This is a genomic window from Pseudotamlana agarivorans (genome assembly GCF_018860245.1).
Lineage (GTDB): Bacteria > Bacteroidota > Bacteroidia > Flavobacteriales > Flavobacteriaceae > Pseudotamlana > Pseudotamlana agarivorans_A.
This window is the reverse complement of sequence record NZ_JAHKPD010000023.1, coordinates 76,808-91,384: the sequence shown is the minus strand read 5'-3', so window position 1 is coordinate 91,384 and position 14,577 is coordinate 76,808. Positions and strand designations below refer to the sequence as shown.

Annotated in this window: 12 protein-coding genes; 6 read left to right on the top strand and 6 right to left on the bottom strand. The window is 33.5% G+C overall.

Annotated features, from left to right (window positions below; genetic code table 11):
- Positions 1–266 precede the first annotated feature (266 nt).
- Positions 267–2,099, bottom strand: coding sequence for a zinc-dependent metalloprotease (locus KO493_RS14590; RefSeq protein WP_216068721.1), 1,833 nt, complete (start codon positions 2,097–2,099; stop codon positions 267–269).
- 219 nt (positions 2,100–2,318) lie between these two features.
- Positions 2,319–4,322, bottom strand: coding sequence for a putative porin (locus tag KO493_RS14585; protein ID WP_216068720.1), 2,004 nt, complete (start codon positions 4,320–4,322; stop codon positions 2,319–2,321).
- A gap of 269 nt (positions 4,323–4,591) precedes the next feature.
- On the opposite strand from KO493_RS14585, the gene KO493_RS14580 reads away from it, so the two are divergent.
- From KO493_RS14580 to KO493_RS14570, 3 genes are all read left to right on the top strand, one after another.
- Entirely contained in the window at positions 4,592–5,191 is a 600-nt protein-coding gene (locus tag KO493_RS14580) for a ribonuclease HII (RefSeq protein ID WP_216068719.1), read from the top strand.
- 52 nt (positions 5,192–5,243) lie between these two features.
- Positions 5,244–7,676 carry a ribonuclease HII gene (locus tag KO493_RS14575; RefSeq protein ID WP_216068718.1) on the top strand — a complete coding sequence of 811 codons (2,433 nt, stop codon included), beginning with the start codon at positions 5,244–5,246 and terminating at the stop codon, positions 7,674–7,676.
- A 149-nt stretch (positions 7,677–7,825) separates the two neighbouring features.
- Positions 7,826–8,875: a nucleoid-associated protein gene (locus KO493_RS14570; RefSeq protein WP_216068717.1), complete on the top strand. Its 1,050-nt coding sequence runs from the start codon at positions 7,826–7,828 to the stop codon at positions 8,873–8,875.
- Between the two features lie 163 nt (positions 8,876–9,038).
- Here KO493_RS14570 and KO493_RS14565 read toward each other — a convergent pair whose 3' ends face one another.
- Complete coding sequence (locus KO493_RS14565) at positions 9,039–9,455, bottom strand: hypothetical protein (RefSeq protein ID WP_216068716.1); 417 nt, start codon at positions 9,453–9,455, stop codon at positions 9,039–9,041.
- 26 nt (positions 9,456–9,481) lie between these two features.
- Complete coding sequence (locus tag KO493_RS14560) at positions 9,482–10,249, bottom strand: OmpA family protein (RefSeq protein ID WP_216068715.1); 768 nt, start codon at positions 10,247–10,249, stop codon at positions 9,482–9,484.
- A gap of 275 nt (positions 10,250–10,524) precedes the next feature.
- On the opposite strand from KO493_RS14560, the gene KO493_RS14555 reads away from it, so the two are divergent.
- Together KO493_RS14555 and KO493_RS14550 are read left to right on the top strand one after the other, a co-directional pair.
- The gene (locus tag KO493_RS14555; protein ID WP_216068714.1) at positions 10,525–11,109 is read left to right on the top strand and encodes an acetate uptake transporter; all 585 of its coding nucleotides are present in this window, start codon (positions 10,525–10,527) and stop codon (positions 11,107–11,109) included.
- 83 nt (positions 11,110–11,192) lie between these two features.
- Positions 11,193–12,164, top strand: coding sequence for a bile acid:sodium symporter family protein (locus KO493_RS14550; RefSeq protein ID WP_216068713.1), 972 nt, complete (start codon positions 11,193–11,195; stop codon positions 12,162–12,164).
- Between the two features lie 142 nt (positions 12,165–12,306).
- Here the strand turns inward: KO493_RS14550 and lipB are convergent, their stop codons facing one another.
- Complete coding sequence (gene lipB / locus KO493_RS14545) at positions 12,307–13,005, bottom strand: lipoyl(octanoyl) transferase LipB (protein WP_216068712.1); 699 nt, start codon at positions 13,003–13,005, stop codon at positions 12,307–12,309.
- 239 nt (positions 13,006–13,244) lie between these two features.
- On the opposite strand from lipB, the gene KO493_RS14540 reads away from it, so the two are divergent.
- Positions 13,245–13,946 (top strand): TapB family protein, encoded by a 702-nt coding sequence (locus KO493_RS14540; protein WP_216068711.1) that lies wholly within the window; start codon positions 13,245–13,247, stop codon positions 13,944–13,946.
- A 57-nt stretch (positions 13,947–14,003) separates the two neighbouring features.
- Here KO493_RS14540 and KO493_RS14535 read toward each other — a convergent pair whose 3' ends face one another.
- Positions 14,004–14,168, bottom strand: a complete 165-nt coding sequence (locus tag KO493_RS14535; RefSeq protein WP_082935990.1) for a YqaE/Pmp3 family membrane protein — start codon at positions 14,166–14,168, stop codon at positions 14,004–14,006.
- Between the last annotated feature and the right edge of the window lie 409 nt (positions 14,169–14,577).

Sequence of the window (14,577 nt, the reverse complement as noted above, 5' to 3'; positions counted from 1 at the left end):
TAAAAACTTTAAAAGTTATTGAATGTTCTTCCTATTATATAGGTACACATTATATGTAACGAGAATAATTCCGCCGAAAGGCTAAATACTTTTTATTATGAGGTATATTGAACTCTCATTGCAATTCTTCTAAGTATATCCCCGAGTGACAATAGTTATGTTTCGTATAGATGCAAAGGCGCGGAAAGCAAAAAACTCAGACCAGGAATTCAAGGTTAACTGAGTCTTTCATAGTTCCAATAGAATAATAACTTTGATAATTTTTGCTATTTTTTAAGAATTTTATGATAAAATATTTTTCCTTGAGTAATGATTTTTAAAAAATAGATTCCTGGTTTTAAATTTTGCACGTCTATCTGTTTGGAATTTGATTTTTCTAACACCATTTTTCCAACAGCATTATAAATTACAACATTAAAAATTTCATCTATATCAATATTAACAATATGGGATGATGGGTTTGGATAGATGCTTGGTGCAGTATCTAAAACCTCTTCAATTCCAAGGCTTGATGTAGATACAGTGTTAGAATACAAAGAATCATAATGTGTTGCACTTCCTGATATAGCCCCTCTAAATTCATACGTATCGGTGTTCCCTGTTAAAGTTGTAACCATATAGGTTCCTGAATTTAAATCGGCATCAGATATTGAGTTCCAAAATTGCTCACCAACCTTTCTATAACTTATAATAAATTGTTCGTTATTACCACAATCGTTACAGTTGTTCACCCATTCAACTTGTATGTTCCCATTAAGCAAGCGTGTTGCCGATGAAAATGTTGGCTCCGGAGTTATAATTAAATCTGCTTTTATAGTAATGTCTATAGACCAGCTACCATCATTATTATCTACAACATTTTCAAATATTACATCGTCATTTTCATAAGTCATTCCCGGTTTTAGAACTACATCTCGTATATCTGCTAAATAATCACCGAAATAATTAATATTAGATGAAGGACTCATGTCTAGAAGTAAATCTTCTGTTCCACTAATTTTATGAACAAAAAAACCATTCGTATTGTTGTCTAACTCAGGATTGTTTAACATGGTATAATAACCATCTATAGTTTTAACTTCCAATTGATAGCCGTGGCGTTTTAGTCCTAAAAAATCCCGCTGGTCTGGCAGAAGCACTTCTATAAAACGCTTACCGGACATAGCGGTCACAGGATTAACCGTTATTTTTAACGTCTTACCCCACCAGTTTTTTGAATAGATAGTTTCAGCATTTATTAATCCACATAAGTCTCGCATGGCACCATTCATTCCAATCCCATAATCCCTACTCCCCATTATGTCGAACTTATTTCCGTAATTTTCATTTAACAAAGAACCGTTATTTGCCACTTCTGGAGTTTCATGAGCTGCTTTGTTACCATTTGTACTACTGTTAGCATGATTATCTAATCCCATACTATGCCCTAACTCATGCAATAAAACTGCTTCAAAATGAGACATCGTATAATTTACATCGCCTTCTTCAACCGTATCGGTTCCAGTAGCTATTAAATATTTATTTAATTCGTTTAATTGATCTACTTCTGGAAAGCCCGGATCTCTATGGAATTGTCCGTTTTGATAGGATACCGTAACCACTTGCTGATTATAAGAAGTGCCATTAATAGTAAAATCTTGATTTTTAGTTATACTTTGTTGTACTGCGGCATCATGACAAAAAATAAACACGACAAAATCGTAATTATTAATATTAAAACCAGCGGCCGTAATATCTATACCCCCTAAAACCTGATCAAAGGAAGCTACTTGACCTGTGTTTGTATCAAAAAAAACCTCTGAGGATGTGGTATAATCAAATACATCACCAGTAATAGTTGTTGTTCCGTAACTCATATCCTGAAACCATGATGAAATATCTCCCTGAAAAACAGTTTGACTCCAGCCATCTTTACTTGGAAATCCGGCTCGGTATTTAGAAGGGATATCTGTAAAATCAATAGGAAAAACAGCAATATGCCAATCGTCTATTTTAGGATAGCTTACAGCCTCAAAAGGAAGAAGATCATCCTGTATTTGTGAATAGGTTAAATTAGGACTCAATATTAAGGCAAATAACACAAATAATATATTCTTCATAATTAAAATATTTTAACCAACAGTTAATTTAGAAAGTCTTGTACTCACGTAAATTTAGTCATTTATTTAACAAGTTTAATTTTAAACAAGCACAAACCTATAAGGTTCAATTATTTATCTTACTTAAAACTTATAAAAATTTCAATAACTATAATTAATAGCTACTCGCTAAATCATACACACTTGTAATATAATAAAGAAGAACCGAAAGCACTTTAGCTATAAGAAGAGCGCCCAAACTACACCAAATCGCACTGTAAAATCGCGATATGGGTTATTAGGTGCCGAGTAAAAATTATTCCCGGTAAACGATGAGTTAAAATGTTCGGCTTTTAAAAATAAGCGCGCTTGACGAATCTTGGCATTTATAAAATAATCAAATCTTGGAAAGTTCCCATATGTTCTATCGTTCTGAACATAAAACTCTGCTAACACAGGATTGTAAGCATTCATATAATACTTAGTAAAATAATTTACAGTCAACCCTGTTTGTAAAAACAAGGCTTTTTTAAACATATGGCTAGAAAAATATAAGGTGTTACGTGTATTAAATTCTGGCACATTTAAAACTTGATTGGCGTCGTCAACACTCTGGTATTCTATGGTGTTATTCAAGGCAAACTTACCTAAACGGAATTCTTTTTCTAATCGCACTCTTAAATAAGTGAGCGTTTCATCATTTTGGAAGGGAGACACCTGTCCAGAAATTTGATCTTCCTTGAAATAGACATAATTATCAATAGTAGAAAAGTCTACCGAAATGTTTGCCCACTTATCCGATTTTAACTTAAATGCCAGTTGCTGGGTTTCTTGATTATTAAAATCGTTTTGCCAATTATAATCCAAATAATTACTTTGATATAACAAAGTATTAAAGTTAGGCGCTTTTGAGCTGTGGTTTATGGAAGCAATGGCCTCGATATCTTTATTCAATTTAAAGGAAGCTTCGGCTTTTATATAATTTCCATCAAAATCTCCTAAAATATTTGCACCTATATCTCCCACCAACTCAAAACCTTTATACTGTTTATGATATTTCCCCCCTACTGCAACGACATCACCTTTTAGTCTATTGGTTATGGTTTCTCCATTTACCAATACCAATTGATCATACCCATAATTATAGTAGGTGTCGTTAACATTAAATTGTAAATCCCCAATTATGTTGTTACTATAATTTAACTGCAACTCATTATACAGGGTTTTTAAGGTTGTTTTATCATAAAGGTTGTTTGAATTAAAAGAACTTCCGAAGTAAGTTGTGTTTGCTGTAGTTTGATCGTATTGGTAATATTTACTTTCAGCAGTTATTATATGATTGATGTTTAATTTATTTTTAGCAAGAGAATCGTTTGGCTTGATAATCTTATAATGATGATCTAAATGATAACGTTTACCCACTAATATGTTCTCAGCATTTTCAAAACCAACCTCTAAAATGGAACGGTCTGAAAACTCAGGATTTCCAGATTCAAAATTAAGTACACTATCTTCATCTAGACCACCATTTTCTTGATTCATTAAATCTTGAGTCACCCAATGCCCACGCACATGATATCGGTCATTTTTGGTAGCATAACTCATAGTGAAACGAAAATTCCCTGTACTGGTTAAAAGGTGCTGATATTTCCCTAAGGAACGTAATCCCTTATAAGCAATAGAAAAGTTTAACCTCGGAGACATATTTGCTGTAAAAAAGGCATCTACAAGCTGACCTTGTTCGAAAGCCGATCTATAAGACAACTCGGTTAAAGGTGTAGGCACTCGGTAATAGTTAATATCTTCAACTTCCATAAAGTTAAAGTGTCTGGCACGTGCACCAAAGCGGGGCATTAACTTTGTATTTTCAAAGTTATAGGTTAGACTATTATAGGTTTGTCCCAAGTTTGAAAATGGAATTAACCCAAAATTATCCTTTCTTAAATAATTGAATTTATAATCCTTTTGAATCGTTAAAGTCGTATCGAGATAGGTCGTATCATTAAGGTGGGATATAATTTGATATTCCTCAATATCCCCTTTTAATTTAACCTTTTTACTGCCTTCGGTATTCCTATCTGGTTCAGGCTCTCTAATAGAATCTTGACTTGTTCCTGCCAAACGTCGTTCGGGGTTAGCTTGAGCACCAATCAAATTAGAAAATAACAGAAATACGAAAACTAAAATTATAGTACTAAGTACTGGCTTCCTTTTATTAATATTCCTTTTTAATGTTACTCTCATATTAAACTTATAGGTAAATAACAACGTTTATGCTGTATCGCTCGAACAATTTTTTCTAGAAGCAAAAGTAATTATTTGAACGTAAAGTGCGTGAAATTATTTCAAATAAAGAAAACCTAATAAATTCAAATCTGCTACAGCCTGAAAACCCTCATATTATATGGTTGTATAACATTAAAAACACTTATTACGATATTAAGGTAACTGAATTTAGAAAGTTGCCCATGTATTTAGCAGAAATATTTTAGATTAATCAATATTTTAGCAGCATGTTATTAAAAAATCATTCTGGTTTAATTTTAGAATGTGGCACCGATGAAGCTGGCCGTGGTTGTTTAGCTGGACCGGTGACAGCAGCTGCGGTAATACTACCCAAAAATTTTAAGAATACCGTTTTAAATGATTCAAAGCAAATTAGCGAAAAGAAACGCATGCTTTTAAAGCCGATTATTGAAGAACAAGCTTTATGCTTTGGTGTTTCTCATGTTTTCCAAGAAGAAATTGATACCATCAATATATTGAACGCTTCCATTCTTGCCATGCATAAATCCATAGCTAAATTAGCGCCTATTCCTGAATTTATAATTGTTGATGGAAACAGGTTTAAGACCTACCCAAACATACCGCATGAAACTATAATAAAAGGAGACGGTAAATACTTAAGTATTGCAGCTGCTTCGGTTCTAGCAAAAACTTACCGTGATTTATACATGGAGAAAATACATGAAGAGTTCCCGATGTATAATTGGAAAAAAAATAAAGGTTACCCAACAAAAGAACATCGCGCAGCAATTAAAGAATTCGGTATTACTAAATATCATCGTAAAACATTTAGATTATTACCAGAACAGTTAAAGTTAACGCTATAAGGTTTTAAATGAATTAAAAAATATAGTAGGTTTGTAGAAACAATTGCATCCCATGAGATTATTTTGCATCCCGCTCCTACTTATATCCTTAATTAGCTGTACAAATGTGAGCACTAAACGTTCTAAACTTTTAGATTTTGCTCCAAAAAACGCTTCCATTATTATAAAAACGTCGCAATTCGACAGGGTAAAAAGTGGTATACAAAACAATGACCTTTTTAAACAACTTTCCAATACTACTAATTATAAAAACTCAGAAAAGCGCCTAGAAAACCTCGAATTCTTTAAGCCTAAAAGTGATTTTTTAATCTGTCTTTCTAAGGATAATAGTGATAGTTTACAATTTTCATTAATTACAAAATTTGAAAAATCTTTATTTGAAACAGATTCCATTCCTAATTACATGGAAGAATCTCTGGTTTATAAAAAGAAAACGATAGTAAAATCGACTATTGATAACGCCATATTTTACAGCACGGTTATAGATAGCACCTTTTTTGCTTCTTCATCGAAAGCATTAGTTGAAGCCGTTTTTGAGGACGTTACAAAAGATTATGATTTAGAAAAAATATATAGCACGACAGGATCCGATAGAGCCTTTTCGATAATCGTTAAACCTGAAAACCCTTTTCTAAAGTCCTTTTTTATTCAAGACTCCATTCCTTTAAACGATTTCTCGGAATATTTCGCTCTTGACATCGAATTGAATCAGAATAGTATACAATTTAACGGCATCTCTAAAGCCAACGATTCTACTAAAAGTTTAATAAACATCTTTAAAGGTACTATTCCGCAGGTAAACCAAATTCAATATATCACCCCATCCAACAGTGATGGCTTTTTAAGCATGACTTTTGATGATTTTAAAACTTTCGAAACTAATATTCGTCAATTTCAGGAAAAAGACTCTTTAATTAATGATAACGCTTTATTTAATGATGTGATTGAAGTTGGTGTGATTTACGAAGCTGACAATAGGGCTATTGTATTAAATTCTTTAGATGTTATAGCCACCAATGATGCGCTTGTAGGAGAACAATCGTTAATCGACAATTACCGGAACGTTAACATCTACGATTTTAGTCGGCCCGATTTATTTAAACAGAAGTTCTCACCATTGATTTCCTTCGAAAAGGCTAGTAATTACTGTGTATTAGATCAATTTTTTGTTTTTACAGACGATAAAGACATGCTTCAAAATATCATTTCCAATTACCAAAACAAAACAACTTTAGCCGAAAAGGATTTCTACAAAAATACTAAAGCAGGTATTAGTGATGCCGCATCCTTACTTCAGTATAATAATGCTTCATCATTAAAACATATTTTAGACAGGAACCTTGAAGCTTCAGAAAAATTCAACGTATCCAATTACAATGCTTCGGCTATTCAATTTATATATGACACAAATTTTGCTCATGTAAATGGCATCATTCAAAAGAATAAAACGAAGACTTATGAAAATTCAATTTCTGAAGAACTTAATATAAAACTGGATAATCACCTTTTAAATAATCCGCAATTTGTTAAAAACCATATTTCAAAACAACAAGAAATCGTGGTTCAAGATGTTAGCAACAACTTATACTTAATTTCTAACAAGGGAAAAATACTTTGGAAAAAGCAGCTTGAAGGCCCTGTTTTAGGACGTATAGAGCAAATTGACATGTATAAAAATGGTAGACTTCAATTGGCTTTTGCAACTTCAAACCGTGTTTATGTTTTAGACCGTAAGGGTAATGAAGTTAAACCATTCGCATTAAAATTTAAAGATGAAATCACCCAGCCTCTAGCGGTTTTTGATTATGATAATAGAAGAAACTACCGTTTACTCGTAACTCAAGGTAAAAAACTTTTCATGTATGATGGTAGAGGGAAATTTGTAAAAGGTTTTACCTTTAAATCGGCGAATAATTCTATTATCTGTAAACCAGAGCATTTCAGAATTTCAGGCAAAGATTATATTGTTTTTAAAACAAAAACTAAGCTTTACGTATTAAACCGAACAGGAAAAACAAGGGTTAAAACTAAAGCGTTCAAGAGTTTCTCCAATGCACCAATTTTCAATTTCAACAACAACTTTACAACCACAACAGAGACCGGTGATTTAATATCGACCGATACACGAGGTGGTGTTTCTATTAAAAAATTAAACTTGACTATAAATCACGGTTTAGAAACTACTAGTAAAACTTTAGTGGCACAAACGGAAAATAAACTGCGCATAAAGGACAAGATTACCGAGTTAGATTTCGGGCAATATTCTAAACCTGGTTTGTTTTATATAAACAACAAAATTTATGTGTCGACTACAGATTTACATGTAAATAAAGTGTATTTATTCGATAGCCAGTCGAAGCTTTTACCAAACTTCCCCGTTTACGGCAGTGGTCCTATCGAACTCAAACAAATAGATAAAGACCACAAGCTAGAGTTTGTTACTAAAGGAGAAAACAACTCCATAATTTTATATCAGATTAATTAGAAGGTTATTATTGAAGTAACACAGTTCGATTTGCGAAGTTTACCAATTTATGGTATACTTTATAAAATTCGTAGCCTCAAGTTTTGGCGTTCCTTTTTAACATCAAAGTCAACATAATTTAATACTATTGCATACCAAATAACACACAAATGATTTCTAGAAAAAACGCTTCCATTTCTCAATTTATAATTCATAAAGTTGGAAATAAATTTAACGACACTAAAAATGCTTTTTCAGATAAAACCGTTGATTTTGATGAAGCCAGTTACGAACTCATGCTGCCGTTTTTACTAAGGCCTTTTGGAAGTGTTGTACAGAGTTACCGTTTTAATCACCATTCTAACATTTCATTAAATGAAATAAATAGTTATGCGGCCCAATTATTTAATGATGAAGAAGCCTTCGTAGATGTTTCAAAACATATTGTAACACACTTATTTGAACAATCTAACTCTTCTCAAATAAAAACTGGAGATGTATTGGTTGTTATGTTTGAAGGCATTGAATACCAAGACATGACTACCAACGCGGTTGGCATCTTCAAAATTGAAAGCAAAGTGAATTTCTTTCAAACCTATTTAGAAGACCATAGTTATGATGTGTTGGTGCAAAAAGGGATAAGTTCTAAAAAAGTAGATAAAGGTTGCCTGATTTTAAACCAGAGTGATACCGAAGGCAACATCATATTAAGTGTAGACAACAACAGTTACGATGCGCAATATTGGATTAATCATTTTCTGAATATCAAATACGCCGATGATGCCAATAACCACACACAGCAATATATTGAACTTTGTAAGGAGTTTTCAACCGAAATTATACAACCCAATCATGGTGCTAAAGAAAAAAACACTTTTTTAGCTAAAACCATTGATTTCTTCAAGGAAAATGAAATTGTTAATGTAGAACGTTTTAAAGAGGAGCTTTTTGAAGAAGACAAGCATAAACTTCAGTTTGATGAATACAAAAAGGAATTTGAAGGCGCACAGAACCTCGTGATTAGAAATCAATTTGATGTTGCCGAGTCTGTTGTCACTAAAGAGAAACGCAAAATAAAAACTGACATTAAGCTTGATACCAATATTCAAATTAAACTTGATATTGATGCCCCTGACGCTTCCGCGGAATATCTAGAACGTGGTTATGACGATGAGAAGAAAATGCATTATTACAAGGTGTTTTTTAATGCCGAAGACTAAAAATTTATCAATGTAATCATTCTGGGGCTACGAGGAACTTATAATCCATAGAAAACTCTTCAGTCTTACCCCGTTCTGAATAACAAAATACAACAATCAAAAAGCCATCTAAAATAGATTTAGATGGCTTTTTTTTGGTATAGTTGATAAAGTGTGGTTCGAATTAAACGCCTCCTTTTAAAACATCTTGCCAATTCTTTAATTCTTCCCACTCGCCTAGGTGCGCTAAATTAGCTTGTGCTGGCCAAGTTCTGGTCATACCACGGTGGGTAATAAATGCAGGCCCCGCATCTACAAGCATAGTTTCCAAAAATTCAATTGGCGTATTAGAAAGCTGTTTGTAACTTATAATACCTTTATTATTAAGTAGTCCTTCAATTTTAGGACCTATGCCTTCAATTTTCTTTAAATCTTGTTTAACATAAGTTTCTTTTTCTTCGCTACCACCGCATCCAAAAATTGACTTTAAAAGCCAACCTAACAGGAAACCTAATAGAAAGGCAGCTAAAAGCCATAAAAGCCAAGGCCAAAAGACATCAGATCCATCGCAAGCAGTCGTACTTATTTGTAGTAATCTCATAATTATATTTTTTTTTTGGTTAAATGTTATTTGGTAATGTGTATTTCTACACGTCTGTTAAGTTTTTTATTTTCTTTGGAATCATTAGGTTTTAAAGGCATGGTTTCGCCTTTAGACTCTACCGTAATTTTATCCTCGGCAACACCTAAACCTATGAGGTGTGCTTTATACTCTTTAGCACGTTTTAAACCTAAATCTTCATTGTATTCTGCTGCGCCATCACTATCGGTATGTCCTACTAATAAAATATGGTCTCCAGATGTTTTCAAAAAAGTTGCTAACTCATTAAAATAGGCCAATACACTTTCACTAGAAACTTCCTCTGCTGAATCGTATTTATAAAATACCATGGTGGTGCCAAAATTCTCCATAACATCATCATTTCTAGTCACCCATTTATATTTAAGCTCATGCAGCATTTTAACTTTAGTAATTTCACAATCGCTGGCAGCTCTTGCGTCTATTTCCACTTCGTCTGCTGATAATTCGGTAAATAACGATTTTACTTTTTCTGCACGTTCAAGCCCGGCTTGTTCTGTTTCCCCAGTAAAATAAGGCCCTACTATAAGTAATTTTTTACCTTCAATCTTAGCGTTAAGAATTTCTTGTTTTTTTGCTGGCCATAAATCATTAGTGATAACTTCACCTGTGGAGCAATCAAAAATTAATGGACCATACTCAACAACTGGTGCGGGTTCCGCACAACATACTACGGTATCTTTATACCATCCCCAGCTAAACCAAGCCAAGAGTAGAAAAAGAATAAATAGTAATAAAGCTAGTGTTTTTTTCATATTTGTGGTTTTTAGTATCGTTTTAAATGTACGAAAAAAACGATAACAGATAGATTTTTACCTTCAAAATTCGACGACTGGCAAACCAATTTCACATATTTACAGTATTTTATAACCACCTTCAAACCATTAATTTAGACTTGAAACGAATTATTATTTTAACTTCCTTCTAACATATTCAAAAATATTAAACTCTCAAAATTCACTAAATTTGCCGGGTGAAAAAAATCTGACGTTAAAACGATTCTAATTTTCACATTTAAAAAACATATGCAATGGAAAATAAAACAACGCAATTAGTAGACAACACAGCAAACCCGGCTCCTCTAGGGTTATTAGGCTTCGGAATGACAACTGTTCTCTTAAATTTGCATAATGTAGGTCTTTTTGAACTGGACTCAATGATCTTAGGTATGGGGATATTTTATGGTGGATTGGCTCAAGTAATTGCTGGTATCATGGAATGGAAAAAAGGAAACACCTTTGCTACAACGGCATTTACATCTTATGGTTTTTTCTGGTTAAGCTTTGCTGCATTGGCAATTTTACCAAAAACAGGGCTTACTAACGCACCCGAGAACGCTTCTCTCGTTTCCTATTTAGTTATGTGGGGTATTTTCACAGGGGCCTTATTTATTGGTACTTTTAAAATTAGTCGTGCGCTTCAATTTGTGTTTGGCTCCTTAACACTTCTATTCTTTTTATTAGCACTTGGCGATTACACTCATAATATGACCATAGGGCTTATTGCTGGATACGTTGGTATTATTTGTGGTTCGTCTGCCATTTATACAGGAGTAGCGCAGGTTATTAATGAATTATATAAGAAAGTTGTTCTACCAATTGGTCCAGTTAATTAGTTTAAAATTATAATTATTTGAATAAAAGAACCATTTTTGATTTAAATTGAAAATGGTTTTTTCTTTTATCACACCAAGCACTTATGAAAATTGACAGGTTTGTATTAGCTATTATTGCAACCATTCTATTGGCTTATTTCTTTCCGCAATGGGGAAGTAAGTCTAGCCCTGTTCCATTAGATTTAATTGGCACCATTGGTGTTTCCTTAATATTTTTCTTTTACGGATTAAAACTGAGTCCGGAGAAAATTAAATCAGGTTTACACAATTGGAAACTGCACGTCATCGTTCAAGCTTCTACATTTTTACTTTTCCCTTTAATTGTTCTTGCGGCAAAACCTTTTATTTCAACTGAAGAAGGCGAAAGTTTCTGGTTATCCTTTCTTTTTCTTGCGGCTTTACCCTCCACAGTTTCTTCATCTGTTGTTATGGTATCGATCGCTAAAGGGAATGTACCTGCAGCTATTTTTAATGCTAGTATTTCTGGCCTTATCGGAATTGTAATCACACCGTTATGGATGGAGCTTTTTATTCCACAGAGCACGACCGATTTTGATTTATCCACAATTTATGGTAACCTAATTATCAAAATATTAGTTCCTGTTACCTTGGGTGTGCTTTTACAGCGCTTCGGAAAAAATTTCACTTTAAAATATAAAAGCCAATTAACTACTTTTGATAAATTAGTTATCCTTTTAATTATCTATAAAAGTTTTGCGCACTCCTTTGAAGGTGATATTTTCAGTACTATAAACTTTGTTGACCTATTAATCATTGCTGCATTTCTTATTCTTCTGTTTTATAGTGTTTTTTTGATTATTGGTTCTGTTGCGAAAGCACTGAATTTCTCCAAGGAAGATCAAATTACTGCGAAATTCTGTGGCACGAAAAAATCGCTAGTTCACGGAACTGTTTTCGCCGAAATATTATTTCCTGCGACTTTTCCTGTGGGTTTAATTCTGTTACCACTCATGCTCTTTCACGCCATGCAAATCTTTATAATTAGTATAGTTGCTAGTAGGTTGGGGAGGGGTGATCAGGAGTTAAGTAGTTAAGGAGTTAAGGAGTTGAAGTAGTTGAAGTAGTTAAGTAGTTGAAGGAGTTAAGGAGTTGAGGAGGAGTTAAGTCGTTAGGTATTAATATCTTGGCAGGAAATTAAGTAGCATACAATGAAAATGTATGGTTACTCGTTTTTTGCTAAATGTATTCGGCTTCAAAAAGGGCTTTAAAATGTTTTAGCAGCTTTTCTTTTACTTGGGCTTCATCTACATGTTTCATACCTAATTCTACATTCAATGTCGTTACGGCTTTACCTCGTATACCGCATGGAATAATATTATCAAAATACCCCAAATCGGCATTCACATTTAATGCAAATCCATGCATGGTCACCCAACGGCTTGCGCGAACTCCCATGGCGCAAATTTTTCTAGCAAATGGAGTTCCTACATCTAACCAGACGCCGGTTTCGCCAGGACTTCTTTCTGATTTTAATCCGTATTCAGCTAAGGTTAGAATGATCATTTCTTCCAGTAGGCGTAGGTATTTATGAATATCGGTAAAGAAGTTTTCTAAATCTAAAATAGGGTAACCCACTATTTGTCCGGGACCATGATAGGTAATATCTCCACCCCTATTTATTTTATAAAATGTGGCTCCTTTAGCGGTAAGCTGTTGTTCATCTAATAATAAATTAGACATATCACCACTTTTACCTAAAGTATAAACGTGAGGATGCTCAACAAATAGTAAATAATTTGGTGTAGCAAGTGTTGTATTTTCTCTTCTATTTTTAATTTTAAGGTCTACAATACTTTTAAAAATGGTTTCCTGGTAATCCCAAGTCGCCTTATAGTCTTTTTGACCTAATTCTTGTATTTCAACTACTTTATTCACCAGCTTCTTTATGATTGTGATTCAATGTTTGATGCGCTTGTTAAATCTGAAAAACAAACTACGGTTTAGCAGCATCTGCCCTTTGCCTAGGCCACTCCGTTCTGTGGTTTGCAAAGGTAATTATTAAAAACCAATAAAACAGAGCCCTTTAAGTGTTAGCACTTGGGAAAAAACTGTCAAAAGTCAGTTAAGTCTATTCTTATAATTAGTAACTTTGAGTGTCATTAAAATTCTAAGTCATGAAAAACACTGTTAAAAACATAGGTGTATTATTCTTTTTTATGGGGCTTTTTGCTTCATTTACAACGCAAGCACAAAGCTCTTGCAGCAGTGATTACTACCCGTTAGATAAGGGCACTGTGTATGAACTCACACATTACGATAAAAAAGGAAAAGTGGATTGGATTACTAAAAACGAAGTGACCGCCACGACTTCTAGTACGGCAACTGTGCACACCGTGCAAACTTCTAGTGATGGTGAAGAAAAAATTAATGCTTCTTATACCGTAAAATGTGAAGCCAACGGTATTGCGATGGACTTGAACCAGATAATTAGCGAACAGATTGCAGCAAATATGACTAATCCAGATATTAAGATGGAAATGTCTGGAACAGATGTGATTGTGCCTAACGATTTAAAAGTTGGTCAAACTTTACCTGATTCAGAATTGAATTTAGATATAATCGCGCCTTCAACGACCATTAACTGTCATGTTGAAACTTCTGAAAGGAAAGTGATTGGCGAAGAATCTGTCACAACTCCTGCAGGAACTTTTGATTGTGTTGTGATGACCCAAAAAACAGATATAAAAATGTTAGTATCAAAACATACAAATTCTAAAATTTGGCTATCAAAAGGCGTGGGTGTTGTGAAGCAAGAAACTTATAATAAAAAAGGAAAATTACAAGGAAGAGATGTTTTAACCTCTTTTAAAAAGTAAGCTTTTTCTATAATCAATAAAAAGGCCTGAATTATTGTTCAGGCTTTTTTTATGCCGTTAATTGGCGTATTTCGGATTATTTAGAATCACTAAAGCAGCAATCACGCCTGGCACCCAACCGCAAAGCCACAATAAAAAAACGATTAATACTGAGCCACACCCCTTACCTATAACGGCTAGTGGCGGACAAATAATAGATAATAAAACTCTCCAGAATGACATTTTTATTTGGTTTTTGGTTATTGGTTTTTGGTTATTGGTTATTGGTTATTGGTTGATGATTTTTGACTGTTGACTATTAGTTTATTCGTGTAATCGAAACTGTTAAAAGATTCCTCCTAACGTCGGAATGACACACTACTAATTTTGTCATTCAGAAGGAGGCGCGACTGAAGAATCTCTACTTTATTGTTGATTCGTTTATTCGTGTAACCTTTCGGAAACTTCTAATACCCTCAACATTTTTCACTTTTAACTTTTCATTATTAATTTTTAATTTTTCACTCCTATCTCCTGTCTCCAAAAAGTAAGACGCAAACAAACATGAAATGTTACAAGGTATTTAATTTAACGTTCGGCACGCTGCGTTAGGGATAGCAGTGGAAATCCTTTTTGAGAGGCACGAACAAAA

What these genes read in the sequence shown, in the direction of transcription:
- KO493_RS14590 (WP_216068721.1), bottom strand. Translation starts at nt 2,099, where the DNA reads ATGAAGAATATATTATTTGTGTTATTTGCCTTAATATTGAGTCCTAAT.
- KO493_RS14585 (WP_216068720.1), bottom strand. Translation starts at nt 4,322, where the DNA reads ATGAGAGTAACATTAAAAAGGAATATTAATAAAAGGAAGCCAGTACTT.
- KO493_RS14580 (WP_216068719.1), top strand. Translation starts at nt 4,592, where the DNA reads ATGTTATTAAAAAATCATTCTGGTTTAATTTTAGAATGTGGCACCGAT.
- KO493_RS14575 (WP_216068718.1), top strand. Translation starts at nt 5,244, where the DNA reads ATGAGATTATTTTGCATCCCGCTCCTACTTATATCCTTAATTAGCTGT.
- KO493_RS14570 (WP_216068717.1), top strand. Translation starts at nt 7,826, where the DNA reads ATGATTTCTAGAAAAAACGCTTCCATTTCTCAATTTATAATTCATAAA.
- KO493_RS14565 (WP_216068716.1), bottom strand. Translation starts at nt 9,455, where the DNA reads ATGAGATTACTACAAATAAGTACGACTGCTTGCGATGGATCTGATGTC.
- KO493_RS14560 (WP_216068715.1), bottom strand. Translation starts at nt 10,249, where the DNA reads ATGAAAAAAACACTAGCTTTATTACTATTTATTCTTTTTCTACTCTTG.
- KO493_RS14555 (WP_216068714.1), top strand. Translation starts at nt 10,525, where the DNA reads ATGGAAAATAAAACAACGCAATTAGTAGACAACACAGCAAACCCGGCT.
- KO493_RS14550 (WP_216068713.1), top strand. Translation starts at nt 11,193, where the DNA reads ATGAAAATTGACAGGTTTGTATTAGCTATTATTGCAACCATTCTATTG.
- KO493_RS14540 (WP_216068711.1), top strand. Translation starts at nt 13,245, where the DNA reads ATGAAAAACACTGTTAAAAACATAGGTGTATTATTCTTTTTTATGGGG.
- KO493_RS14535 (WP_082935990.1), bottom strand. Translation starts at nt 14,168, where the DNA reads ATGTCATTCTGGAGAGTTTTATTATCTATTATTTGTCCGCCACTAGCC.